Source organism: Bacillus sp. ABR, assembly GCF_056172715.1.
Genome location: NZ_JAOYSL010000002.1, coordinates 711,659 through 736,709, shown reverse-complemented (window position 1 = coordinate 736,709; position 25,051 = coordinate 711,659). Strand labels below are relative to the sequence as shown.

Here is a 25,051-nt window from a genome sequence, read left to right as displayed (position 1 = left end):
CTTTCGATGAAAGATACCCCATGAGGTGATATGGTTGAAGAAATATTTTCTACTATTATTAATTCTGTTCCCTGCGGTGGAAATTAGTTTATTTTTAATCTCAAGTAAAATCATTGGCATTTTGCCAACGATGCTGCTCATCGTGCTGACAAGTGCATTAGGTGCTTATTTCGCAAGAAAACAAGGAATAGAAGCCTTCCAAAAAGTGCAGCGAGATTTACAATATGGCAAGATGCCAGGGGGAGCGATTGTCGATGGTTTTTGTATTCTGATTGGCGGTCTGTTGCTGCTCATTCCAGGCTTCTTATCAGATCTCATTGGGGCTTTGCTGCTCATTCCGGTGACGAGAAAGGGAATCAAGCCGCTCTTTGAACGCTGGCTTAGAAACTTGTCTAATCGCAACCGCTATACAATCATTCGCTAAAGAGACCTTCAGCCTAGGTCTCTTTTATTTTTGCATGCCATACCGAATGTACTCAAAAATATCTCTGAAAACTCCTGCATTACGGAATGCCTGCCACACGACAAGGGAAGCAGGGCCAATCACAAGTCCAAGAAAGCCAAACCATTTTAACCCGACAAATAGCGCCACAAGCGTTGCTAGAGGATTAAGTCCGATGGATTTGCTTAAGACTTTTGGCTCTGATATTTGTCTTTGAATGAGGACAACAATATACAAAATGCCCAGTCCAATGGCGAGTGAAAGATTTCCTGTCATAGCAGAATAAATGATCCACGGTAGGAAAACAGTGCCGCTCCCGATATATGGAAGTAAATCGACAAATCCAATACATAAAGCAATTACAAGGGCATGCTCGACTTTTAAAACGATGAGTCCAATCAATACAATACCAATCGTCATGGCCACAAGCAGAAGCTGAGCCTTCATAAAACCGGTAATGGCTTTTTTGATTTCAGATAAAATGGCGCGTGTATGCTGCATCCATTTTGCGGGAAAGATACGTGAGCCATATGTTTTTAATGTAAACCAATCTTTCGTGATAAAAAAAGTTGCCAGAGCAGAAAATAACAATGTTGCTGCTGCATCAGGCAAAAGACCTAAAAAAGCCGGAATAAGCTCAAGTGTTTTTGAAAGAAAAGTCCCGATTTTTGCGGCAGCTTCATCACCGAGTGCTTGAATTTGTCCCAAAATCGATTCCTTTTGACCTGCTTGAAGCGTATTAAATTGGGCTGTGACATCATGATATAAAGGCAGAATTTTATCTGTGAAAAATTGCTCTACAATACCAATCAATTGATCAAGATGGCTAGGCAGCACCTTTGCCAAATAAGCACTTCCTGAAATGATTTCAGCCACTAAAAGCGTCATGAAGCCGGCGGCTGTGACTAAAAAGAGCAACAGTACAATGACCACAACAAGTCCTCTTGGCATCCCGGTAAGCTCTTCAATTTTGCAGACGGCAGGGTGAATCAAACAAGACACAATAAGGGCGATCCAAAAAGGATATAAAAACGGAAAAGACTGATATAAAAAGACAACAGCAAAAACAGCAATGCTGATTATCATCAAACTTCGCAGAAAAATGGCCACATAGGCGTGATTCACACAATCCCCTCCAAAAAACAAGCATGTCCGATACTTCATTTTATTCAAAAAGATTAGTAATATGAAAAGGTCGCAATAAAAAGAAAGAAAGGAGCGGCGTATGTTTACTCAAGCAAATTTATTTTTGGTACTTTTACTCGTTATTGCACTTATTGCAAAAAACAATTCGTTAATTTTAGCGGTCTCTGTACTGATCGCAATTAAGCTGATTGGCCTGGATCAAAAAATTTTCCCGGTTCTCCAATCTAAAGGCATTAATTGGGGAGTGACCGTTATTACCATTGCTGTGCTGGTCCCGATTGCAACAGGTGACATTGGATTTAAGCAGCTTGGAGAAGCGATGAAATCTTCCTATGCTTGGATAGCTCTTGGAGCGGGTATATTAGTAGCATTAATTGCAAAAAACGGGATTGTGCTACTCGAAAATGATCCGCATATTACGGCAGCGCTTGTGTTCGGTACCATTTTGGCAGTCAGCTTATTTAAAGGGGTGGCTGTTGGACCGCTCATCGGGGCAGGAATTGCTTATTTGGCGATGCAGGCTGTGAAATTTTTCAGCGGGTGAAAAGAGAGTGGTTCCTGCCACTTTCTTTTTTAAATTTTTTCTTGCGTGAGCTTTTGCAAAAAAACATAATTAAATATATTAAAAGAAGCAAATTCCCTTTATTCCATGCCTGATATGGGAGACTGGAAAAAAAAATATCAAAAAAAATTATAGTTAAACATTTAACAAATGTCTGATTATTGTTTATAATGGGAATAGGCTTAATTTTGAACTCATTGATCACACAAGAGATATGAGGCTAAAAGCGCTCTAACCGTATAGGTAAATGTAAGCATTTTCTTTTCAGAACCTGCCATCTTATTCGGATTGGATAGCGCTTTCAAAAAGTGAGAATTCTGCAACGAAGGGGAATCTTTTTAAAAAGGGGAGATTGAACATGACAGCAACAAGAGGTCTTGAAGGTATCGTGGCAACAACTTCATCCGTAAGCTCAATTATTGATGATACTCTTACTTATGTAGGGTACAATATCGATGATTTAACTGAAAAAGCTACATTCGAAGAAATTGTCTACCTGTTATGGCACTTAAAGCTGCCGAATGAGCAGGAGCTGAGTGAATTAAAACAACAGCTCAATGAAAATGCTCAGATTCCGCAAGAAATCATTGAGCATTTTAAATCTTATTCGCTCGATGGGGTTCATCCAATGTCTGCGATTCGTACAGCAGTATCCTTACTAGGTTTACTAGATGACGAATCAGAGATTATGGACAAAGAAGCGAATTACAGAAAGGCAATTCGCTTACAGGCGAAAATTTCTGGACTAGTCGCTGCGTTTTCTCGCATTCGCAAAGGACTTGAGCCTGTACAGCCAAAAGAAGAATACAGCTATGCTGCAAACTTCTTGTATATGCTAAATGGCGAAGAGCCGTCACCAGTAGAAATTGAAGCCATTGATAAGGCGCTTATTCTACATGCGGATCATGAATTAAACGCATCGACATTTACAGCACGTGTATGTGTTGCTACACTATCAGATATCTACTCTGGTGTGACAGCGGCTATCGGTGCGCTGAAAGGACCGCTTCATGGCGGCGCTAATGAAGGCGTGATGAAGATGCTTTCAGAAATTGGCGAAGTTGAAAACGTAGATTCCTATATTCATGGTAAGCTAGAGAAGAAAGAAAAAATTATGGGCTTTGGCCACCGCGTATATCGTCAAGGTGACCCGCGTGCAAAGCATCTAAAAGAAATGAGCCAGCGTTTAACAAACCTCACTGGCGAGCCGAAATGGTATGAAATGTCTGTTCGCGCAGAGGAAATCGTGACATCAGAGAAAAATCTTCCACCAAATGTTGATTTTTATTCTGCATCTGTATATCACAGTCTTGGTATTGATCATGACTTGTTTACACCAATTTTCGTGATCAGCCGATTCTCTGGATGGATTGCTCATATTCTAGAGCAATATGACAACAACCGACTCATCCGTCCAAGAGCTGATTACATTGGACCTGATCTTCAAACCTTTGTTCCGATCAGTGAAAGAGACTAATGTTTATAGAATAAGCGGGGGCTGATTTCAAAAGGCCAATCAGCCTCCATATCAACATCAACAAAAAACGAATCACGTGAAAAACTTTTTTGCTTGCAGACATCAAGCCAAGAAGTTTCAAATATTCACTACATAACCTGGGAGGTAATATCATTGTCACAAGGCGAAAAAATTACAGTTACTGGCGGCGTATTGAATGTACCAAATAATCCAATCATCCCGTTTATCGAAGGGGACGGAATCGGTCCTGACATTTGGAAAGCAGCATCAAGAGTACTTGAAGCAGCTGTAGAAAAAGCATATAAAGGTGAAAAGCAAATCACTTGGAAAGAAGTATATGCAGGTGAGAAAGCTTACAATAAAACTGGAGAGTGGCTTCCTGAGCAAACGCTTGAAGACATTCGTGAATACTTAATTGCTATTAAAGGACCACTAACAACACCAATTGGCGGAGGAATCCGTTCATTAAACGTGGCACTTAGACAAGAGCTTGATTTATTCACATGCTTACGTCCAGTTCGCTGGTTCAAAGGCGTACCTTCTCCTGTTAAACGTCCAGAAGACACAGACATGGTGATCTTCCGTGAGAACACAGAAGATATTTATGCTGGTATCGAGTATGCAAAAGGTTCAGACGAAGTGAAGAAGTTAATTGACTTCTTGAAAAACGAATTAGGTGTGAACAAAATCCGTTTCCCAGAAACGTCTGGTATCGGAATCAAGCCAGTTTCTGAAGAGGGAACATCCCGTCTTGTCAGAGCGGCTATCCAATATGCAATTGACCAAGGCCGTAAATCTGTGACGCTTGTTCACAAAGGAAACATCATGAAATTTACAGAAGGTGCCTTCAAAAACTGGGGTTACGAAGTGGCTGAAAAAGAGTTTGGCGACAAAGTCTTTACATGGGCACAATATGATCGTATTGTAGAACAAGATGGAAAAGATGCGGCAAACAAAGCGCAAAGTGAAGCAGAAGCTGCTGGCAAAATCATTGTCAAAGACAGCATTGCAGATATTTTCCTTCAACAAATCCTAACTCGTCCAGCTGAGTTCGATGTTGTGGCTACAATGAACTTAAATGGAGATTACATCTCTGATGCACTTGCAGCACAAGTTGGTGGAATTGGTATCGCACCAGGTGCGAACATCAACTACGAAACAGGACACGCTATTTTTGAAGCGACTCACGGAACAGCACCAAAATATGCTGGTCTTGATAAAGTGAATCCATCTTCTGTTCTTCTATCAGGCGTGCTGTTACTTGAGCACCTTGGCTGGCAGGAAGCAGCTGATCTAGTGATTCAATCTGTTGAAAAAACAATTGCATCTAAAGTCGTCACTTACGATTTTGCTAGATTAATGGATGGCGCAACAGAAGTAAAATGTTCTGAGTTTGCTGACGAGCTCATCAAAAACTTGTCTTGATTCTTAAACTTTAAAGTTAAAGGGGAAAAAGGAAATGGCAAACAAGCGTAAAAAAGTATCTGTCATCGGAGCAGGTTTTACTGGAGCAACTACAGCATTTTTAACAGCTCAAAAAGAATTAGCGGATGTCGTCTTAGTTGATATCCCGCAGCTTGAGAACCCAACAAAAGGGAAAGCTCTTGATATGCTGGAAGCAAGCCCTGTTCAAGGCTTCGATGCGAACATTACAGGCACTTCTAACTACGAAGATACAGCCGGTTCTGATGTCGTGGTCATTACGGCAGGAATTGCAAGAAAGCCGGGAATGAGCCGTGACGATCTCGTGTCAACAAATGAAAAAATCATGCGCAGCGTGACACGCGAAATCGTTAAATATTCTCCAGAAGCCATTATTGTTGTGTTAACAAACCCTGTTGATGCAATGACATATGCAGTTTATAAAGAATCAGGATTACCAAAAGAAAAAGTCATTGGACAATCGGGTATTCTTGATACAGCACGTTTCCGTACGTTTGTTGCTCAAGAATTAAATCTATCTGTCAAAGATGTGACGGGCTTTGTCCTTGGTGGACATGGCGATGACATGGTTCCGCTTGTTCGTTACTCTTATGCAGGCGGTATCCCGCTTGAAACATTGATTCCAAAAGATCGAATTGATGCGATTGTTGAAAGAACAAGAAAAGGCGGCGGCGAAATCGTGAACCTATTAGGTAACGGTAGTGCCTATTATGCACCTGCTGCTTCACTTGTAGAAATGGTTGAGGCGATTCTAAAAGATCAGCGCCGCGTAATCCCAACGATTGCTTACCTTGAAGGTGAATATGGCTACGAAGGCATTTACCTTGGTGTACCAACAATCGTAGGTGGAAACGGCCTTGAGCAGATCATTGAGCTTGAGCTGACAGAAGAAGAAAGAAGTCAGCTTGACCGTTCTGTTGAATCTGTTAAGAACGTCATGAAAGTATTGTCTTAATATGAAAAAGGAAGGCTTCTCTTATGAGGGGCCTTCTTTTTGTTTACAAAACAAATCTTGTCGAAATTTTAAATTGTCCTCTTGTTAAGCTTTCGTTAAAATGAAAGAGAAAGCATGACTTCTCGCTTTTCACATAAGATACAAAAAAAAGGATGCAGGGGAAATCACTAATTGGAGGCACAACATGAATAAAAAAATATTAGTTGTGGATGATGAAGAATCGATTGTAACACTTCTAAGCTATAACCTTGAAAGGGCGGGCTATGATGTCGTCACAGCAAGAGATGGGGAAGAAGCGCTTGAAAAAGCAGCAAGTGAACAGCCTGATCTCATTGTATTAGATTTAATGCTTCCGAAGATGGACGGCATTGAAGTGTGCAAACAACTGAGAATTCAAAAAATGATGTTCCCTATTTTAATGCTGACAGCAAAGGACGATGAATTTGATAAGGTGCTCGGCCTTGAACTTGGAGCCGATGATTACATGACAAAGCCATTCAGTCCTAGAGAAGTGGGTGCTCGGGTAAAAGCCATCTTAAGAAGAGCGCAGCAATCTCAGCCTGCCCCCACGCAAGAGGACAAGGAAGAGGTCATTGCAGACCAAATCAAAATTGGTGAACTGCGCATTTTACCAGAACACTACGAAGTCTACTTCCAAGAAGAACGTCTAGAGCTTACGCCGAAGGAATTTGAACTGCTGCTTTATTTGGCCAAGCATAAAGGACGTGTCCTCACACGTGATCTGCTGCTAAGTGCCGTTTGGAATTATGACTTTGCAGGAGACACTCGTATTGTGGATGTACACATCAGCCACTTGCGGGACAAAATTGAAAAGAATACGAAAAAACCAACATACATTAAAACCATTCGCGGCTTAGGCTACAAATTGGAGGAGCCAAAGCCAAATGAGTAAAATAAGAACCCGCCTGTTTTCGGGACTTATTTTTCTCCTTTTTATTGTGTTTGTTGCACTTGGCCTTTTCTTGGATCACATGTTCCATGTTTTTTATGAAACAAAATTAACGGAACGAATGGAAAATGAATCGAGCTTTCTTCTTTCTTCCATGGATGGTGATGATCTGCAGGCGAAGCAAAACAAGGAGATCCTCAACCAGGCAAAGCAGCATCTCGACATGAATGCGTCAATTGTGGATCTGAAGGGGAATATCATACATACAACGGGTCAAGCGGAGCAAAGGGGCATCATTCAAAACACACTGAACAATGAACGGCTTCAAACAAAAGGCGTCGTCATTGAGGATGAGAAGGATGCGCTGTTTCATTACGCAGTCCCTATTCTGAAACAAAACGAACCGGCAGGCTATTTATTTCTCCATGCTTCATTCCAGCCTTTAAATGAAATTGATGGCCAGCTTTGGCTCGCATTAGCCGTTTGTCTTGGCTCGGCGATTATTATCATCGTTTTCTTTGGATACCGCATGTCGATGAAATATGTAAAACCGATAGATTATGCCACAAAGGTAGCCAAACAGCTGGAACGTGGGAACTATGATACCAATCATTATGAAGAGCTCATCATTGAAACTAGTGAGCTTAATACATCAATGAAACGTCTGGCAGAAAGCCTTCAAGAAATGACAAGCACTGGGGAAATGCAGCGGGACCGTCTGCAAACAGTCATTGAAAACATCGGTGCAGGAATTATTTTGATTGATAAGATGGGGTATATCAACCTAGTCAATCGAACCTTCCGCAAGCAGTTTAAGGTGCAAAAGCACATTTACATGCACAAGCTGTATCATGAAGCATTTACACATGACGAAATTATTGAGCTGATTGACGAAATTTTTATGACAGAAACGAAGGTGCGGAAGTTTTTGCGCCTAGCCGTTGACATTGAACGGCGCTACTTCCAAGTGGATGGTGTCCCAATTTTAAGTACAGACGATGAATGGAAAGGAATTGTCCTTGTGTTTCATGACGTGACAGAAACAAAGCAGCTCGAGCAAATGCGAAAAGATTTTGTCGCCAATGTGTCTCATGAATTAAAGACACCGATTACGTCGATTAAAGGATTCTCCGAAACCCTTCTTGATGGAGCAATTGATGACAAAGAAGCGCTGACACAATTCCTTTCCATCATTTTAAAAGAGAGTGTCCGACTCGAAACTCTCATTCAAGATTTACTCGATCTTTCCAAAATCGAGCAGCAGCATTTCAAACTAAATATTCAAGACGCCAATGCGTCAGAAATCATTCAAGAGATTGAAGTCCTTTTAAAACAAAAGGCTGCGGAAAAAGGTATTCAATTACAAGTGCGCATCCCGAAAGAGCCTGTCTATGTGATGGCAGATCCGCTGAGATTAAAGCAAATCTTCCTCAATCTCGTCAACAATGCCCTTACCTATACACCAGAGGGAGGGAGTGTCACCATTTCGGCAAGACCGCGGAAAGGCGCCTATGAATTTGATGTAGCAGATACAGGAATCGGCATGAAGAAAAGAGAGATTCCAAGAATATTTGAGAGATTTTATCGAATTGATAAAGATAGAAGTAGAAATTCAGGCGGAACAGGACTTGGTCTTGCGATTGTCAAACACCTTGTGGAGGCGCATGAAGGGACGATTTCAGTCCATAGCAAACAAGGCAAAGGAACGACTTTTACAGTGAGCCTGAAATCAAAATAGGGAAAAAAGGAAAGTCACGTTAAAATTTACATGATCTTTACAATGGATTCATGTTAAGTTAAACAATCATTGGTAGGATGAATAGGAACCCCTTCATCCAAGGAGCCAATTTTGTAAGGACGAAAACACTTGTTGTTTTCGTCCCTTTTTTTATGCAGGTTCGACTATTTTCTTTTCAAAATAAACTTTGATAAAATGATGATACAATGTGTGAAAGAGACGGCTGAAATGGCTCAGCCGATGGAGGATTAAAACATGACAGACAAAAAGAAATTAGTACTAGTGGATGGAAACAGTCTCGCTTATCGAGCTTTTTTTGCTTTGCCGCTATTATCAAATGATAAAGGCGTCCATACAAATGCCATTTATGGCTTTGCAATGATTTTAATGAAGATGCTCGAGGACGAGAAGCCAACCCATATGCTCGTCGCATTTGATGCGGGGAAAACAACGTTCCGCCACGAGACATTTAAAGAATATAAAGGCGGAAGACAAAAAACGCCGCCAGAGCTATCAGAACAAATGCCGTTTATCCGTGAACTATTAGATGCCTATCAGGTGAAAAGGTACGAGCTTCCTCAATACGAGGCTGACGATATTATCGGGACATTGGCTGTGGAGGCAGAAAAAGACGGCTTTGAAGTGAAAATTTTCTCAGGAGACAAGGACTTAACGCAGCTCTCAACAGACCATACGACGGTGGCAATTACGAAAAAAGGCATTACAGAAGTAGAATATTACACACCGGCTCATATTGAAGAAAAATATGGTCTGCGCCCAGATCAAATCATCGATATGAAAGGCTTGATGGGAGATTCCTCAGATAATATCCCAGGGGTGCCCGGTGTAGGGGAAAAAACAGCGATAAAATTGTTAAAGCAGTTTGAAACGGTAGAAAACCTGCTTGAACATATTGACGAAGTCAGTGGTAAAAAACTCAAAGAAAAGCTTGAAGAATATAAAGAGCAAGCGGTGATGAGTAAACAACTCGCAACGATTCTTGTAGAAGCGCCAATTAATGTATCAAGCAAGGATCTCGCATATGAAGGTCCTCATATGGATCAAGTGATCTCTCTTTATAAAGAACTAGGCTTTCAAACGCTGCTAGAGCGTCTAGGGGAAGCACCAGAAACAGGTGAACAGGTCGAAGTTGAAGCATTAGAAGTGAAAAAAATGACTGATGTAACGGATGAAATGCTGACAGATCACGCCGCCCTTGTGGTAGAACAGCTTGGAGATAATTATCATGAAGCGGATTTGATCGGTTTTGCGATCCATAATGAAAACGGTGCATTTTTTATCACGAAAGAAGATGCACTTCAATCAGATGCATTTAAACAATGGGTACAGGATGAAACGAAGAAGAAATGGGTCTTCGATTCAAAAAGAGCAGTTGTCGCCCTCAGATGGCACGATGTCGATCTAAAAGGTGTCGATAACGATGTCCTGCTCGCTTCCTATGTCGTCAATCCTCAGAAATCCTATGAGGACGTCGCAAGTGTAGCGAAGGAATACGGCCTGAACATCGCATTTTCTGATGAAAAAGTGTACGGAAAAGGAGCAAAGCAGGCGATCCCACCTGAAGATGAACTGAAGGAACATCTTGGGCGAAAAGCAGCGGCGATCTCTGCTCTGCATGACTTAACACTTGAAGCACTAGAAAAAAATGATCAACATGAACTGTATGAAGACTTAGAGCTGCCGCTGGCCCTCATCTTAGGTGAGATGGAATCACTTGGCGTAAAGGTAGATATTGAGCGCCTAGAGAAGATGGGTGAAGAGTTAGCGAAAAAGCTGAAAGAATATGAGGAAACCATTCACCGCTTAGCAGGAGAAGCGTTTAACATCAATTCTCCTAAACAGCTTGGCGTGATTCTTTTTGAAAAATTAGGTCTGCCGATTATTAAAAAGACAAAAACAGGCTACTCGACATCTGCGGATGTTCTTGAAAAGCTTGAAGATAAGCACGAAATCATTCGGTCTATTCTGCATTACCGCCAAATTGGAAAGCTCCAATCGACCTATGTGGAAGGCTTGATGAAGGTAACGCGCAAGGATACACATAAAGTGCATACACGATTTAATCAAGCGCTCACGCAAACAGGAAGACTAAGCTCAACAGATCCAAACCTGCAAAACATCCCAATTCGTTTAGAGGAAGGACGGAAGATTCGTCAAGCATTCGTTCCATCAAAAGAAGGCTGGCTTATGTTTGCTGCTGACTATTCACAAATTGAGCTGCGTGTTCTCGCTCATATTTCTCAGGATGAGAATTTGATCGAAGCGTTTACGCAAGATATGGATATTCACACGAAAACAGCGATGGACGTGTTCCATGTCTCAGAAGAAGAAGTGACTTCCTCTATGAGAAGACAAGCCAAGGCTGTCAACTTCGGAATTGTATATGGAATCAGTGACTATGGATTATCTCAAAATCTTGGGATCACTAGAAAAGAAGCAGCTGCCTTTATCGAACGCTATTTAACAAGCTTTAAAGGCGTGAAAACCTATATGGAAGAGATTGTGCAGGAAGCGAAACAAAAAGGATATGTCACGACACTTCTCAAACGCAGACGGTATATCCCGGATATCACCAGCCGCAATTTTAATATCAAAAGCTTTGCGGAAAGAACAGCCATGAACACACCGATCCAAGGCAGTGCAGCTGATATTATTAAAAAAGCCATGATTGATATGGCGCGTAAGTTAAAAGAAGAAAACTTGCAGGCAAATCTTTTATTACAGGTGCACGATGAATTGATCTTCGAAGCGCCGAAAGAAGAAATTGCCATACTCGAAAAAATTGTCCCTGAAGTCATGGAAAATGCACTTCAGCTAGATGTGCCGCTAAAAGTTGATTTTGCTTCAGGCCCATCTTGGTACGACGCAAAATAATAGAGAGAGAAAAAGGAGCGAGGAGCATGCCGGAATTACCAGAAGTTGAAACCGTCCGGCGCACACTCAAGCGGTTAGTCGAAGGAAAAACGATTGAAACGGTCGATATCAAATGGCCAAATATCATCAAACGTCCTGGGGAGCCGGAAGAGTTCGCAAGAAGGATGGTAGGAGAAACGATACAAACCATTGAAAGAAGAGGAAAGTTCCTGCTCTTTCATTTAGACCACTACGTAATGGTCTCCCATTTAAGGATGGAAGGGAAATACCGTGTACATGAAGCGCATGAGCCATACGATAAACATGTACACGTCGTCTTTACTTTTACAGATGGTACTGAGCTTCGGTATCATGATGTGCGTAAATTTGGCACAATGCATTTATTTCAGCCGGGGGAAGAGGAAAAGGAACTCCCGCTCTCACAGCTGGGGTATGAGCCTTTTGATGATCAATTCACTCCGGAATATTTATGGGAGCAATTGAAAAAAACATCCCGTGTGGTCAAAACAGCGCTGCTTGATCAAAAGATTGTCGTGGGACTAGGTAATATTTATGTAGATGAGGTTTTGTTTAAAGCAGGCATTCATCCAGAAACAAAAGCGAATCAGCTCAGCCTTGAATCGTGTAAAGTGCTTCACAGGCATATTATCGATACACTTCAAGTAGCGGTAGATGCAGGAGGAAGCACGATTCGCTCATATATCAATTCACAAGGTGATATTGGAACATTTCAGCTGCAGCTTCTTGTGTATGACCGGCGGGGAGAGCCTTGTCAAACATGCGGAAGCATCATTGAGAAAACAGTAGTCGGAGGGCGCGGCACACATTTTTGTGTAACCTGCCAAAAACGTCCTCAATAAAAATCAGCCATCAGCATGCTTCCTTTTTGCTGTGCATACGATAAAAAACATTCATTTTTCAGCAAGGTGTAGACTGACACACAGCCCACCTGCTCTTCATATAGTGAAGAAGAGTCTAAGGACGCCTAGAGACTCTTGATCATCGTTGCATGAACAGAAAGGAAGAGTTCAGGTATGATTTCGATTTCGCTCCTGTTTTTAGCTATTGCAGTCAGCATTGACAGCTTTTCTGTAGGCTTTACGTATGGACTTCGTAAAATGAAGATTCCATTTAAAGCGATTGTCATTATTGCATGCTGTTCAGGGATTGTGCTGCTCATTTCTATGCTGATTGGCAGCCTGCTGACGACATTCCTCCCTGTCTCAGTGACAGATAAACTTGGTGGAGGCATTTTGATCGCCATTGGACTTTGGGTCCTTTATCAATTTTACAAACCAGCGAAAGAGCGTGATTTGCTACTTCATGAAAAGACATTGCTTAATGTGGAAGTGCAGTCACTTGGTCTTGTCATTCAAATTTTGCGCAAGCCGACAAGTGCAGATATTGACCGTTCTGGGACGATCAATGGAATAGAAGCAGTGCTTCTTGGGATTGCTTTATCCATTGATGCATTTGGCGCAGGGATTGGCGCTGCGATTCTAGGCTTTTCACCAATTGTCATGAGTATCACTGTGGCCGTAATGAGCTCACTCTTTGTGTGTATCGGGCTTCGTTCCGGTCATTACTTGGCAAATTGGCGCTGGATCGATAAACTTGCATGCTTACCAGGGCTTCTGCTCATTTTAATTGGGGTGTGGAAGCTGTAAAGGAGGAAATCAATTGACGCTTGTCATTGGATTAACAGGCGGGATTGCTAGTGGAAAAAGCACCGTCTCGCAAATGATAAAAGAGCAGGGCATCCGGGTCGTGGACGCAGATGTCATTGCAAAAGAAGCGGTTGCCAAAGGTACACCAGCTCTTCAACAAATCGTTCAAACCTTTGGCGAGGATGTTCTCCTGCCAAATGGGGAGCTGAACCGGCAGCAGCTTGGAGCCATCATTTTTTCTGATGAAGAGAAAAGAAAGCAGCTGAATGCGATTGTTCATCCTGAAGTGAGAAAGGAAATGCTCAAACAGCGAGATGAAGGGGTTAGTCAGCAAGAAACCTTCGTTGTCCTCGATATCCCGCTTTTATTTGAAAGTCAGCTGGAAAGCCTTGTCGACCGCATCATTGTGGTGTATACAACGCCTGAATTGCAGCTGTCGCGGCTCATGAATCGAAATGACCTCAGTGAGGAAGAAGCGCTGAATCGTATTCACTCTCAGCAGTCTCTTGAGGAGAAATGTAAAAAAGCAGACCGCGTGATAGAGAACACACAAGATCTCGCGTTTATCAGAAAGCAATTGCAGAACATATTAAATGAATGGGAACATACAGATAAGTAAGAGTACATACACGTACTCTTCTTTTTTTATGCTTTATTCTGATTTCCTTTGAAAAGAACAGCCCTTTTTAGAAAATATACGTTTATATACTGGCAATTACATTCTAATGTGATATACTAATTTCATAAATAAATTTATTGAGTATAACACATAATAGAGGAGTGACCTGTTCATGAAGGTAAAAGCAGCGATCAATGGGTTTGGCAGAATTGGACGCATGGTCTTCAGAAAAGCAATGCTTGATGATCAAATTCAAATTGTAGCGGTGAACGCAAGCTATCCTGCCGAAACGCTAGCACATTTAATTAAATATGACACAAATCATGGACGTTACGAATGTGATGTGACAGCAGAAGATGACGCCTTGATTGTAAATGGCAAAAGAGTGCTTTTGCTTAATAATAGAGATCCAAAGCAGCTTCCATGGGGAGAGCTTGGGATTGATATCGTCATTGAAGCAACAGGTAAATTTAATTCAAAAGATCAAGCGATGGGCCATATAGATGCTGGAGCGAAAAAAGTCGTTCTAACAGCTCCAGGTAAAAATGAAGACATTACGATTGTGATGGGTGTCAATGAGGATGATCTTGATCCTGAAAAGCACGTCATTATTTCAAACGCATCTTGTACAACAAACTGTTTAGCACCAGTTGTGAAACTGTTAGATGATGAATTTGGCATCGACAACGGGTTAATGACAACGGTTCATGCTTATACAAATGATCAAAAAAATATCGATAACCCGCATAAGGATCTGCGCCGGGCAAGAGCATGTGCTCAGTCCATTATTCCAACTACGACAGGTGCCGCTAAAGCGCTTTCTTTAGTGCTTCCGCACATGAAAGGGAAATTGCATGGGCTTGCACTCCGCGTGCCAGTTTCCAATGTGTCGATGGTTGACCTTGTTGTAGACTTAAAAAAAGATGTCACAGCAGAAGAAGTCAATGCAGCCTTCTCAAATGCATCTAAAACATCTCTTGCTGGTATTTTAGATTACACAGATGAGCCGCTTGTCTCTACGGACTTTAACACGAACCCTTACTCAGCAGTCGTTGATGGATTGACAACGATGGTAATGGAAGGGAGAAAAGTAAAAGTTCTTGCATGGTATGACAATGAATGGGGTTATTCATGCCGAGTGGTTGACCTTGTGAAATTTGTCGGCGCACAGATGAAAGAGCTTTCTGCTGTTTGAAATGAAGAAGACGATCGTCCCTTTTCAAGAAATGAGAGAAAATCCCACTAAAAACACAGCTTGCAAAATGGGTCTAAACAAAGTATACTATTTTTCGTGAACTTCTTGTTCGCAGACTCATTCGGGTATACTTAAAGGGTTAGGACCTCTTAGGACTAACTTTCCCCCGTGGTATATGTCCGGTCCGGCTGCTTAGAACTTCACTCTTTCATTCTTGTTTAAAGGGGGGTCCATGATGGAAACAATCGGACGTCACGTTATCTCCGAGCTATGGGGATGCGACTGTGATAAACTGAACGACATGGATTTTATTGAAAAAACGTTTGTAAATGCAGCTTTGAAATCAGGAGCTGAGGTAAGAGAGGTTGCTTTTCACAAATTTGCACCTCAAGGAGTAAGTGGAGTTGTCATTATTTCTGAATCTCATCTGACAATTCACAGCTTTCCTGAACATGGTTATGCGAGCATAGATGTTTATACTTGCGGCGACCTAGATCCGAATATTGCAGCAGATCATATCGGAGATGAATTAGGTGCTGAAACAAGAGAAAACATCGAAATTCCTCGAGGCATGGGACCTGTACAAGTAAAACAGGCACAAGCCAAAGCACTGTAAACATAAAAAAGATTGCAATGGGAGCTGGCCAAAAGCATTAAATGCCTTTGTGTTATGCTCCTTTTTATATTTATTTGAGAAAAAATCCAACATTCCCCAGCTTGTCTATACTTTTGTTCTAGGAAAACAAAGGTTTTTTTTATAAAATAAAGAAAGAGGCATTATGGCAAAGGGGATACGTGTATGATTTTAAGACAAAATTTTAAACGGTTCATGTCAAACCATACAGAAACATCTGACGAGCATCCAGTGTCAGAACTGAAAAGCCATTACTACAAATCGACGAATGCACAAGTTTTTCAAGCGGTGGAAGCCATTCTTTCCCGAAACGATTCCTATCAAGTGACATCTGTTTCAGCAGAACGAGGTGAAATCAGCGCAAACATACGATTGCCGAAAAAAGCCTTTCTCGTGGCGACTGTCATTTCAATTCGTCCTTTTGAAACAGCTGTCGATTTTAATGTGACAACAGAAACGGCCCTGCCAACAGATTTCGGCTATAGTCAGAAGACCGTTCTGTCCCTTTATGATGAACTAGACAAACAACTTCCAAGAATAGATCGGAGCTGATGATATGAAATGTCCCACATGTCAGCACCTTGGCACAAGGGTGCTTGATTCAAGACCAGTAGATGAAGGGAAATCCATCCGTCGTAGAAGAGAGTGCGAAAGCTGCCAATATCGCTTTACGACGTTTGAAAAATTAGAAGAATTACCGCTGATTGTGGTGAAAAAAGAAGGAATTCGAGAAGAATTCAGCCGCGAAAAAATGCTGAGAGGACTTATCAAAGCGTGTGAAAAGCGTCCTGTCGCTTTAAAGCAGCTGGAGGATGTCTGCTTTAATATCGAAAAAGAACTGCGCAATCAAGGCATGTCAGAAGTGAAAAGCGAGCTTGTAGGTGAAATGGTGATGGACGAGCTGGCGAAAATTGATGAAGTGTCTTACGTTAGGTTTGCCTCGGTTTACCGGCAGTTTAAAGACATCAATGTCTTTATTGATGAATTAAAAGATCTATTAAAGAAAGAACGCTAAAAAGAGCTGGAGATTCTTCATGCTCTTTTTCCTGCGTAAAGCGTAAAACGCAAAAAGAGTGTACAATGGAAACAATCGCAATTCATGGGGAGGATCAGCAAATGACAGAGCATTGGAAGGAAGTGCTAGCCGTCGATCCGTATGTCGTCAAAAGCGCTTCATTGCTCGGTGACATCGATAGACAGCTCATCACTCTTTTATATCAGCCGCTTATTGGCATGTCCGCTTTCAGCTTATACATGACGCTTTGGGGAGAGCTGGAACAAAATCGTATGTGGGGAAAACCTGCACCTCATCGGCAGCTCATGGTCATGCTGCAGACGAATTTAAATGATATTTTTGAGGAACGTTTAAAGCTTGAAGCAATCGGCTTACTCCGCACATATGAACAGGAAACGGAAGAAGGCAGACTGTTTACATATGAGCTTGTACCGCCGCTAAGACCGGATGAATTTTTCCAAGATGGTATGCTGAATGTCCTGCTGTACCATCGTGTAGAGAAAGCAAAATATATGCAGCTTCGTGATTATTTCTCTTATCCAGGTGTTCCTGCAGAAGCAAAGAACATTTCACGGTCGTTTGAAGAAGTCTTTCACGTGTTGCAGCCAGGCGAACGCAAGATGACAGAAGAGATTCATCAGGCGACATCGCTTGATCAAGGCTATGAATATGTGACCGTTGGATCGAGTCAGCCGGCACCACTCTCAGACGAATCCTTCGATTTCGATCTATTGTTAGCGGGTATGTCTGACATGATGATTCCAAGAAAGGCTTTGACTAAGCAGGTAAAAGAAACAATTAAGAAGTTAGCTGTTGTATACGGCATCACCCCGCTTCAAATGCAAAATATTGTAGCAGGTGCATGCGGTTCGGATCAAATGATCTCAACAGAAGAGCTGAGAAAAGCAGCAAGAGACTGGTACCAAATTGAATACAGAGGCGAACAGCCAAAGCTGATTGATCAAAAACAGCCAAGACACTTGCGGCAAGATGCTTCAAAGACGCCGGCAGCGGATACTCCAGATGCAAAATTGATTGAAAAGCTGGATCATATTTCGCCTAGAGAGCTGCTAAAAGACATGGCAGATGGCATTGAGCCGACGTATGCCGACCTAAGAATTGTCGAAGATATCATGCTCGAGCAGCAGCTAGAGCCAGGTGTCATGAATGTTCTCATCTACTATACCTTACTCAAAACAGATATGAAGCTGTCGAAAACATACATGCAAAAAATCGCCGCTCATTGGGTAAGAAAGAAAATCAAAACCGTTGCTGCGGCGATGAAAATTGCCAAAGAAGAGAACAGACAAATGACAGAGTGGGCGCAGCAGAAAAAGCAGCGCAGCACATATGGTTCAGGAAAAGTCGTCAGGGAAGAGAAACTGCCTGACTGGATGAAAGAAACCGAAACGAAAGAACAGCCGGCAAAAGAGCAAACGGACAATCTGTCTACAGAAGACCTCGAACGAGAAAAAGAAAAACTGTTAGATCAGTTTAAAAATATGAAAAAGTACAATGCACATTAAGGTGAGGTGAGATGGGATGAAACCGATCGGTCGTTCATTTGAACAGCTAAAAGGACGAGTAGATTTTCGCGTGAGATACAATCAGATTAAAGAAAGTGTGTTATCTGATGAAGATGTGAAGGCCTTTTTACAGAAGCATCAAGAAGAAATACATGAAGACATGATCAATCGCAGCTTGAACCGGCTCTTTGAATATGTGCAGCAGTCGAAGGGTTGCTCTTACTGCTTAGATGACGAAAACGTCAATGCCATTTTAGATGGGTATCACCCGAAGCTTGTAATCAAAGGTCAGAGTATTGATATTGAATATTCCCCTTGTCCAGTCAAGCTGCGGCTCGATAGACAGAAAAAACAGCAAGAGCTGATGAAAAGCATGTATATTCCGCAAAATGTCCTTCAAGCGACGTTCGCTGATCTGAACGTTGTGGGAAGACAAGAGGTCATCCAAAAAGTAGGTCAATTCCTCCAAAGCTATGATGAGACTGGAAAAGGAAAAGGCTTGTATTTACACGGAAAATTTGGAGTAGGAAAAACGTATATTCTGGCAGCCATTGCGCAGCAGCTAGCGGAGAAAGAATACCCATCTCTCCTTGTTTACGTGCCTGAATTTGTGAGAGAGTTAAAAAATTCGTTAGCTGATCATACGCTAGAAGAAAAGCTGAATATGGTTAAATCCACCCCGATTTTAATGCTTGATGATATTGGAGCAGAATCGATGACAAGCTGGGTGCGGGATGAGCTGCTCGGTACGATCTTACAATACCGTATGGCAGAGCAGCTGCCGACGTTTTTCTCTTCTAATTTCTCACCAAATGAGCTGAAGCATCACTTTACGTACTCACAGCGCGGGGAAAAAGAAGAGGTCAAAGCCGCTCGTTTAATGGAACGGATTCTCTATTTAGCAGAGCCGGTCTTGCTCGAAGGAGAAAATCGCCGTCATTTATAAAAACGTATGTCACCTGAAGGAGGAGCAAATGAAATGAACAAAAGAAAATGGCTGCTTTTTCTTGTGATTGGCATTCTTGCTGCTGCGTTGTGGTGGCTGAATAAACAGCATCTTCAGCTCGCGCCGAAAGATGTGAAGAATTGGGTGCTTCAATTTGGGATACTGGCTCCCTTTGTTTTTCTTTTCTTATCTCTTTTTCGCCCGTTTGTTCTCGTCCCGATTACAGTCTTTTCGCTGGCAGCAGGTTTGGCATTCGGCAGTGTCCTTGGGACGATTTATGCCCTCATTGGGGCGACAGCCGGGGCAACAGGCTCCTTCATGATTGCGTCAACCTTTCGTGCGAAAAAGAAGGAAACGGAATCAAACAGCCGGAAGCTGAAAGCGGTGACGTCCCGCATTCAGGAGCATGGATTTCTTTATATTTTGTTATTGCGTATTGCACCGATTCATTTTGATTTTGTCAGCTATGCGGCAGCCGCTTCACGTGCAAATTATCGTGCATTTGTGGCAGCCACCTTTTTAGGCTTAATACCGGGTACAATTGCGTTAAATGTTCTCGGCTCAAGCTTTGTCAGCGGCAATTATGCCGCCTTAGTGGTTGTTTGTTTGATTTATTTGATCTTTATCTCCGTTCCACTCATTTTAAAAAGAAAGATGCCTGATTTATTTTAGGCGTCTATTTTTTATGTTTCCCCCATATATATGTAACAGATGTCGTTAGGGGGGACAAACATGCTTGAAATAATCTTTGAAGATGAATATGATACCGCCGCTTTTTTACATCTTGCTGAACACTTGGACAGTCGGCATCACATGTCAATTCAACAAGGGAAAGACCGGCTTCTCATAGAGGCGAAGGAATCAGAAGAAGCACTTGAGCACATTGTGCGGCCATTATTGGTTCACTTTTTTTTGGAATGCAAAGAAAATGAGCGCATGCGCAGCATCCTTGAAAACACCTATTTATTTAAAGATCCCGAAGAGCAGCACCAAATTCTTTCCATCGCTCACAGTATCATGAACGGGGACTTAGATGATATTCCCGGCATTCAGCAAGAGCCGTCAAGAGAAGCCCTTTTAAAAAAGGAGCTTGAGGCAATTTCTTTACAGCAAGGTGTTTTTTCAATTGGTTCATTTATGACATTTAGGCTGTCAGAGTATGATCGAAGGCTGAAGAACTATGTTGAAGTGTCCATTGAAGAATACAAAATGGAGCAAGAGTATCAAAACTTCATTCAATCGCTTCGAGACTATGTGATGGCAAGAGAGCCTAGGCTCGAAAAAGTACATGTTGTGCATCAGGACCGCCTGGTGATTTGGGAATTTCGCTACGCTTCTGAGCGTGATCAAAAACAATACATAGACAGACAGTTTGTAAGAGAGCATCCAATGTATATTGATTCGCAGCTGATTGCACCGCTTGTCTCCATTGCACCGCAAAAAATTGACCTATTTACAAATGATACAGGTCACTCGATGGTGCAAACGATTCAAAATATTTTTCAAGAAAGGGTCGAGGTGTTCCCATCTCATTCATTCCAAGAGCACAATGTTCAATTTGTACATGACCATTTCGACAAGAAAAGTGAAAAGCTTTCTTGATTTTCACGAAAAAACGTTTTATAATACGGTGTAACTTCATACAGAGACCGTATTGATAAGGACATGAACAAATGAACACCCGCTTAAAGAGAGGGAAGCCGCGGCTGAAAGCTTCCTAGCAGAGGACCATTTGCTTTACCACCTTTGAACATCAGCTGTGAACTTTTTAGTAATGGCTGACGGGAATTCCCGTTATCGAACCGCAAGCCGTATTTGCTTATGAAAAGCAAGCTGCAAGTACGGGAAAAAGGGTGGAACCACGATTCCGTTTATTCAACCTCGTCCCTTTCCAGGGGGCGGGGTTTTTATATTGCCAAAAAAAGGAGTGACCAGAGATGTCAGAACAAATTCAACTTACATTTCCAGATGGAGCAGTCAAGGAGTTTGACAAAACAGCGACAACAGAAGACATCGCGGCATCAATTAGCCCGGGCCTAAAGAAAAAAGCACTTGCCGGTAAATTGAACGGTAAAGAAATAGATCTGCGTACGCCGCTATTAGAAAGTGGAACAATCGAGATCATCACAGATAAAAGTGAAGAAGCACTCGACATTATGCGCCACAGCACAGCCCATTTGCTAGCGCAGGCGATCAAACGCCTGTATGGAAAAGAACATCACGTTCAGTTTGGCGTAGGTCCTGTCATCGAAAATGGCTTCTACTATGATGTGGACATCGATGTAGCCATCACACCTGAAGACTTACCAAAGATTGAAAAAGAAATGAAGAAAATCATTAACAGCAATCTGCCAATTGAGCGAATTGAAGTATCAAGAGAAGAAGCGAAAAAGCGCTTTGAAGCGATTGGTGATGAGTTGAAGCTTGAGCTGTTAGAGGCGATTCCAGAAGGTGAAGCTGTGACGATTTATGAGCAGGGTGAATTCTTTGACCTCTGCCGCGGGATTCACTTGCCGTCTACAGGGAAAATCAAAGAGTTTAAACTGTTAAGCCTTGCAGGTGCATACTGGAGAGGTGACAGTAACAACCAAATGCTTCAGCGTATTTACGGAACAGCTTTCTTCAGCAAAGAAGATTTAAATGAGCATTTACGTCTGCTTGAAGAAGCGAAAGAACGCGATCACCGTAAGCTTGGAAAAGAGCTGAAGCTGTTTGCAAATTCCCAAAAAGTTGGTCAAGGACTTCCGCTTTGGCTGCCAAAAGGCGCAACGATCCGCCGCGTCATCGAGCGTTACATTGTCGATAAAGAAGTGCGTCTTGGCTATGAGCATGTGTACACACCAGTTCTTGCGAATGTTGAGTTGTATAAAACATCAGGACACTGGGCGCATTATCAAGAAGACATGTTCCCCGTGATGGAAATGGACAACGAAGATCTTGTTCTTCGTCCGATGAACTGTCCGCACCATATGATGATTTACAAAAACGAGCCGCACAGCTATCGCGAATTGCCAATTCGTATTGCAGAGCTTGGTACAATGCACCGCTATGAAATGTCAGGTGCCTTATCCGGCCTTCAGCGTGTCCGCGGTATGACATTAAACGATGCACACATCTTTGTTCGTCCAGATCAAATCAAAGACGAGTTCATCCGTACAGTTCGCTTAATTGAAGAAGTGTATCAAGACTTTGGCTTGAATGACTACACATTCCGCTTATCTTACCGTGATCCAGAAGATACTGAGAAGTATTTCGATGACGATGCGATGTGGAATAAAGCACAATCGATGCTGAAGGATGCAATGGACGAGCTTGGCCACGATTATTATGAAGCAGAAGGCGAAGCAGCATTTTATGGTCCGAAGCTTGATGTACAAGTGAAGACAGCTCTTGGAAAAGAAGAGACATTATCCACTGTACAGCTTGATTTCTTACTTCCAGAACGCTTCGATCTCACATATATCGGAGAAGATGGAAAGCACCATCGTCCAGTCGTCATTCATAGAGGCGTTGTTTCTACAATGGAACGCTTCGTTGCCTTCTTAATTGAAGAATACAAAGGAGCGCTGCCAACATGGCTGGCACCTGTACAATTCCAAGTCATCCCGGTTTCACCGTCTGTTCATTTAGACTATGCGAAAAAAGTGCAAGAACGTTTACAGCTTGAAGGTCTTCGTGTAGAGCTTGACAGCCGTGATGAAAAGATCGGATACAAAATTAGAGAAGCGCAAATGCAAAAGATTCCGTACATGCTTGTTGTCGGAGATCAAGAAGCAGAAAATGGCGCTGTCAATGTTAGAAAATATGGGGAACAAGATTCAGAAACAATGGATCTTGAAGCCTTTGTGAAACATGCAGTAGCAGAAGCGAAAAAATAATGAAGCAGCCAGTGATTCTTTTTAGATCACTGGCTTTTTTCTTTTTGGAAAACTTTCTCCAATAGTGATCCAATTCCTAAAAAGAGACGTTTAGATAGTACAAAAGTAAGGGTAAGTATGTACTATTGGTTTGAGACAAATTGGGGGAATGAAATCGATGAAGCAAACAACAAACACTTTATCGTCACAAGTATTGGAGCAATCAGCTGTTCTTCGTGCTTTAGAGCACTCGCTGGCAATGATTGAATTTAATGTGGCAGGTGAAGTTCTATGGGTGAACGATATTTTTGCAAAAGCCATGGGATATTCTAAAGAAGAGATGATCGGTCTTAAACATAGACAGTTTTGTCCTCCACATATTACAGAACACACAAGCTATCACATGTTTTGGAAGCGTTTGAGAGAAGGTCAAGTCTTTCAGGAAAAAGTGCAGCGGGTCACAAAAGACGGCAGCAGCTTATGGCTTGAAGCGACATATTCACCTGTTCGAGATGAAGAAGGAACTGTAGTGGGTGTTGTGAAAGTGGCGACAGATATTACGGAGAGAGAACTCTCGATGAAACAGGTTGTAGAAGACTTAAAGGAGATGTCTGCGAAATTAATGGAACGAGCAGAAGTTGGCATTCAGCATAGTCAAAGTGTCAATGCCTCCTTTAATCATATAGCAAACGAAACCGATCAAAATATGAGCTTGCTAAAAGGATTAACAGAGCAGGTAGAGTCCATCAGCTCCATTGCGTCAACCATTAACAGCATATCCTCGCAAACCCAGCTACTCGCCTTAAATGCGGCAATAGAAGCGGCACATGCGGGTTCCTATGGAAATGGCTTTAGTGTAGTGGCAGCAGAAATTCGAAAGCTTGCGACAAATTCAAAAGAAGCGATCGTCAAGGTAGATCAATATGTGAAGGCGATCCATGCAGAAGTAGAGAAGGTCAGCAGCGGAACAAGCAGGGCAAAGACAACCGTGTTTACAAACCGGGATCTTGTAAAGCTGGCAAGCGAAGAATTCATCATTGTAGGAGAAGCAGCACGCGGCTTAGACCGGCAAGCGCAAAGTCTAGCATCAATCATTTAGCTCTGTGAATAAAAAACACCCAATCTCGTCAGGAGAAGGGTGTTTTTTTGTTTTATTTTAATATATCAAACAATTCATGTAAGTCTTTGATTTCGTAATCAGGTGTCACATCTGTTTCATTTTTCTTGCCATGGCGATTGATCCAAACGGTTTGGATGCCAACGCGAGATGCGCCGAGAATATCTGTTTTTGGATTATCCCCAACCATAATCACTTCGTCTTTTGTTAAGTTTAACAGCTGAAGGCAGTGCTCAAAGATACCTGGATCAGGCTTGCCTTTCCCATAATCCCCTGAAATCACAATCTCGTTAAAATAAGGAGCAAGCTCAGGAACACCCGCAAGTTTTTCCTTTTGAAGGCTAGGATCTCCGTTTGTTAAAAGGAGCAATTCGTAGCTGCCTTTCAGGCGGTTTAAAACAGGGTATGTTTCTTCATAGACATATGGGCGTTTCCTACGCTCTGCTGCAAAGAAATCAGCCAAATATTGTCCAAATGCCTCATCGTCAATTCCCGCTGCCCTTAAGCCATTGGTCCAAGCGTTTTTGCGATATTCTGGTGCAATGGCGTTCAGCTTTTGAAAGCCTTCGCTAATCGGTTCACTAAAATTGGACCACAGTCCTTCGAAAGGATTAATGCCGATCATGACAGTATAATCATATGTTTCATAGGAAGAGTACAGCTTTCTTGCTTCTTCACGTACAATCTGTTCAAACGATTCTGGATCGAGTCCATATTTTTTTTCCGCTTCCCGGCAAGTTTCCTGAAAAGTTGTGTGAATGCTTTTTTCGTCCCAAAGCAAAGTATCATCTAAATCGAAAAATACGGCTTTCATGATCTTCTCCCTTGTTATGTATGTGTTACCTTCAATTGCAAGTGACAGGCTCATGTTCATTTTACAATAGAAGAAGAGGCCAATAAAGAAAAG

General features: G+C 42.1%; 23 protein-coding genes and 1 other annotated feature. Of the genes, 21 read left to right on the top strand and 2 right to left on the bottom strand.

Annotated elements, in window-relative coordinates:
• The first annotated feature begins 34 nt into the window (after positions 1–34).
• The gene (locus tag OIT90_RS09230; RefSeq protein WP_039180564.1) at positions 35–424 is read left to right on the top strand and encodes an FxsA family protein; all 390 of its coding nucleotides are present in this window, start codon (positions 35–37) and stop codon (positions 422–424) included.
• 24 nt (positions 425–448) lie between these two features.
• On the opposite strand, the gene ytvI is transcribed toward OIT90_RS09230, so the two are convergent.
• Positions 449–1,567, bottom strand: coding sequence for a sporulation integral membrane protein YtvI (gene ytvI, locus OIT90_RS09225; protein WP_474892466.1), 1,119 nt, complete (start codon positions 1,565–1,567; stop codon positions 449–451).
• Positions 1,568–1,667: 100 nt separating this feature from the next.
• Here ytvI and OIT90_RS09220 point away from each other — a divergent pair, with 100 nt between their 5' ends.
• The 20 genes from OIT90_RS09220 (at position 1,668) to OIT90_RS09125 (ending at position 24,126) form a co-directional block, all read left to right on the top strand.
• Entirely contained in the window at positions 1,668–2,132 is a 465-nt protein-coding gene (locus tag OIT90_RS09220) for a DUF441 domain-containing protein (RefSeq protein ID WP_007501699.1), read from the top strand.
• 376 nt (positions 2,133–2,508) lie between these two features.
• Positions 2,509–3,627 (top strand): citrate synthase, encoded by a 1,119-nt coding sequence (citZ, locus tag OIT90_RS09215; protein WP_024424790.1) that lies wholly within the window; start codon positions 2,509–2,511, stop codon positions 3,625–3,627.
• A gap of 153 nt (positions 3,628–3,780) precedes the next feature.
• Positions 3,781–5,052 carry an NADP-dependent isocitrate dehydrogenase gene (gene icd / locus OIT90_RS09210; RefSeq protein ID WP_024424789.1) on the top strand — a complete coding sequence of 424 codons (1,272 nt, stop codon included), beginning with the start codon at positions 3,781–3,783 and terminating at the stop codon, positions 5,050–5,052.
• Positions 5,053–5,086: 34 nt separating this feature from the next.
• On the top strand, positions 5,087–6,025 hold the full coding sequence (mdh, locus tag OIT90_RS09205) for a malate dehydrogenase (RefSeq protein WP_008356047.1): 939 nt from the start codon (positions 5,087–5,089) through the stop codon (positions 6,023–6,025).
• Between the two features lie 184 nt (positions 6,026–6,209).
• The gene (locus tag OIT90_RS09200; RefSeq protein ID WP_039180559.1) at positions 6,210–6,938 is read left to right on the top strand and encodes a response regulator transcription factor; all 729 of its coding nucleotides are present in this window, start codon (positions 6,210–6,212) and stop codon (positions 6,936–6,938) included.
• Positions 6,931–8,673, top strand: a complete 1,743-nt coding sequence (pnpS, locus tag OIT90_RS09195) for a two-component system histidine kinase PnpS (RefSeq protein WP_058838291.1) — start codon at positions 6,931–6,933, stop codon at positions 8,671–8,673. Before OIT90_RS09200 ends, pnpS begins: the two co-directional genes overlap by 8 nt.
• Positions 8,674–8,928: 255 nt before the next feature.
• The gene (polA, locus tag OIT90_RS09190) at positions 8,929–11,568 is read left to right on the top strand and encodes a DNA polymerase I (protein WP_474892465.1); all 2,640 of its coding nucleotides are present in this window, start codon (positions 8,929–8,931) and stop codon (positions 11,566–11,568) included.
• Between the two features lie 26 nt (positions 11,569–11,594).
• The gene (mutM, locus tag OIT90_RS09185) at positions 11,595–12,428 is read left to right on the top strand and encodes a DNA-formamidopyrimidine glycosylase (RefSeq protein WP_024426140.1); all 834 of its coding nucleotides are present in this window, start codon (positions 11,595–11,597) and stop codon (positions 12,426–12,428) included.
• Between the two features lie 174 nt (positions 12,429–12,602).
• Entirely contained in the window at positions 12,603–13,235 is a 633-nt protein-coding gene (gene ytaF / locus OIT90_RS09180) for a sporulation membrane protein YtaF (protein WP_034279660.1), read from the top strand.
• Positions 13,236–13,248: 13 nt separating this feature from the next.
• Positions 13,249–13,854 (top strand): dephospho-CoA kinase, encoded by a 606-nt coding sequence (gene coaE / locus OIT90_RS09175; protein ID WP_047202652.1) that lies wholly within the window; start codon positions 13,249–13,251, stop codon positions 13,852–13,854.
• A gap of 172 nt (positions 13,855–14,026) precedes the next feature.
• The gene (locus tag OIT90_RS09170; protein ID WP_024425707.1) at positions 14,027–15,049 is read left to right on the top strand and encodes a glyceraldehyde-3-phosphate dehydrogenase; all 1,023 of its coding nucleotides are present in this window, start codon (positions 14,027–14,029) and stop codon (positions 15,047–15,049) included.
• Positions 15,050–15,284: 235 nt separating this feature from the next.
• Positions 15,285–15,665, top strand: a complete 381-nt coding sequence (gene speD, locus OIT90_RS09165) for an adenosylmethionine decarboxylase (RefSeq protein ID WP_003216492.1) — start codon at positions 15,285–15,287, stop codon at positions 15,663–15,665.
• A 183-nt stretch (positions 15,666–15,848) separates the two neighbouring features.
• On the top strand, positions 15,849–16,235 hold the full coding sequence (locus OIT90_RS09160) for a hypothetical protein (RefSeq protein ID WP_047202651.1): 387 nt from the start codon (positions 15,849–15,851) through the stop codon (positions 16,233–16,235).
• Positions 16,236–16,239: 4 nt separating this feature from the next.
• Positions 16,240–16,698, top strand: coding sequence for a transcriptional regulator NrdR (gene nrdR, locus OIT90_RS09155; protein WP_003216720.1), 459 nt, complete (start codon positions 16,240–16,242; stop codon positions 16,696–16,698).
• A 101-nt stretch (positions 16,699–16,799) separates the two neighbouring features.
• Positions 16,800–18,224: a replicative helicase loading/DNA remodeling protein DnaB gene (gene dnaB / locus OIT90_RS09150; RefSeq protein ID WP_058838328.1), complete on the top strand. Its 1,425-nt coding sequence runs from the start codon at positions 16,800–16,802 to the stop codon at positions 18,222–18,224.
• Between the two features lie 16 nt (positions 18,225–18,240).
• Positions 18,241–19,170, top strand: a complete 930-nt coding sequence (gene dnaI / locus OIT90_RS09145) for a primosomal protein DnaI (RefSeq protein ID WP_024425710.1) — start codon at positions 18,241–18,243, stop codon at positions 19,168–19,170.
• Between the two features lie 33 nt (positions 19,171–19,203).
• A complete protein-coding gene (locus OIT90_RS09140; RefSeq protein ID WP_039183253.1) occupies positions 19,204–19,842 on the top strand; it encodes a TVP38/TMEM64 family protein in 639 nt (212 codons plus the stop codon).
• A 60-nt stretch (positions 19,843–19,902) separates the two neighbouring features.
• Positions 19,903–20,772 (top strand): putative sporulation protein YtxC, encoded by an 870-nt coding sequence (gene ytxC / locus OIT90_RS09135; RefSeq protein ID WP_039180544.1) that lies wholly within the window; start codon positions 19,903–19,905, stop codon positions 20,770–20,772.
• Positions 20,773–20,815: 43 nt separating this feature from the next.
• Positions 20,816–21,062 (top strand) — a binding site (T-box leader).
• A 45-nt stretch (positions 21,063–21,107) separates the two neighbouring features.
• Complete coding sequence (gene thrS / locus OIT90_RS09130) at positions 21,108–23,048, top strand: threonine--tRNA ligase (RefSeq protein WP_024425713.1); 1,941 nt, start codon at positions 21,108–21,110, stop codon at positions 23,046–23,048.
• Between the two features lie 157 nt (positions 23,049–23,205).
• Positions 23,206–24,126, top strand: coding sequence for a methyl-accepting chemotaxis protein (locus OIT90_RS09125; protein WP_247544436.1), 921 nt, complete (start codon positions 23,206–23,208; stop codon positions 24,124–24,126).
• Positions 24,127–24,178: 52 nt separating this feature from the next.
• On the opposite strand, the gene OIT90_RS09120 is transcribed toward OIT90_RS09125, so the two are convergent.
• Positions 24,179–24,958 (bottom strand): HAD family hydrolase, encoded by a 780-nt coding sequence (locus tag OIT90_RS09120; RefSeq protein WP_041086561.1) that lies wholly within the window; start codon positions 24,956–24,958, stop codon positions 24,179–24,181.
• Between the last annotated feature and the right edge of the window lie 93 nt (positions 24,959–25,051).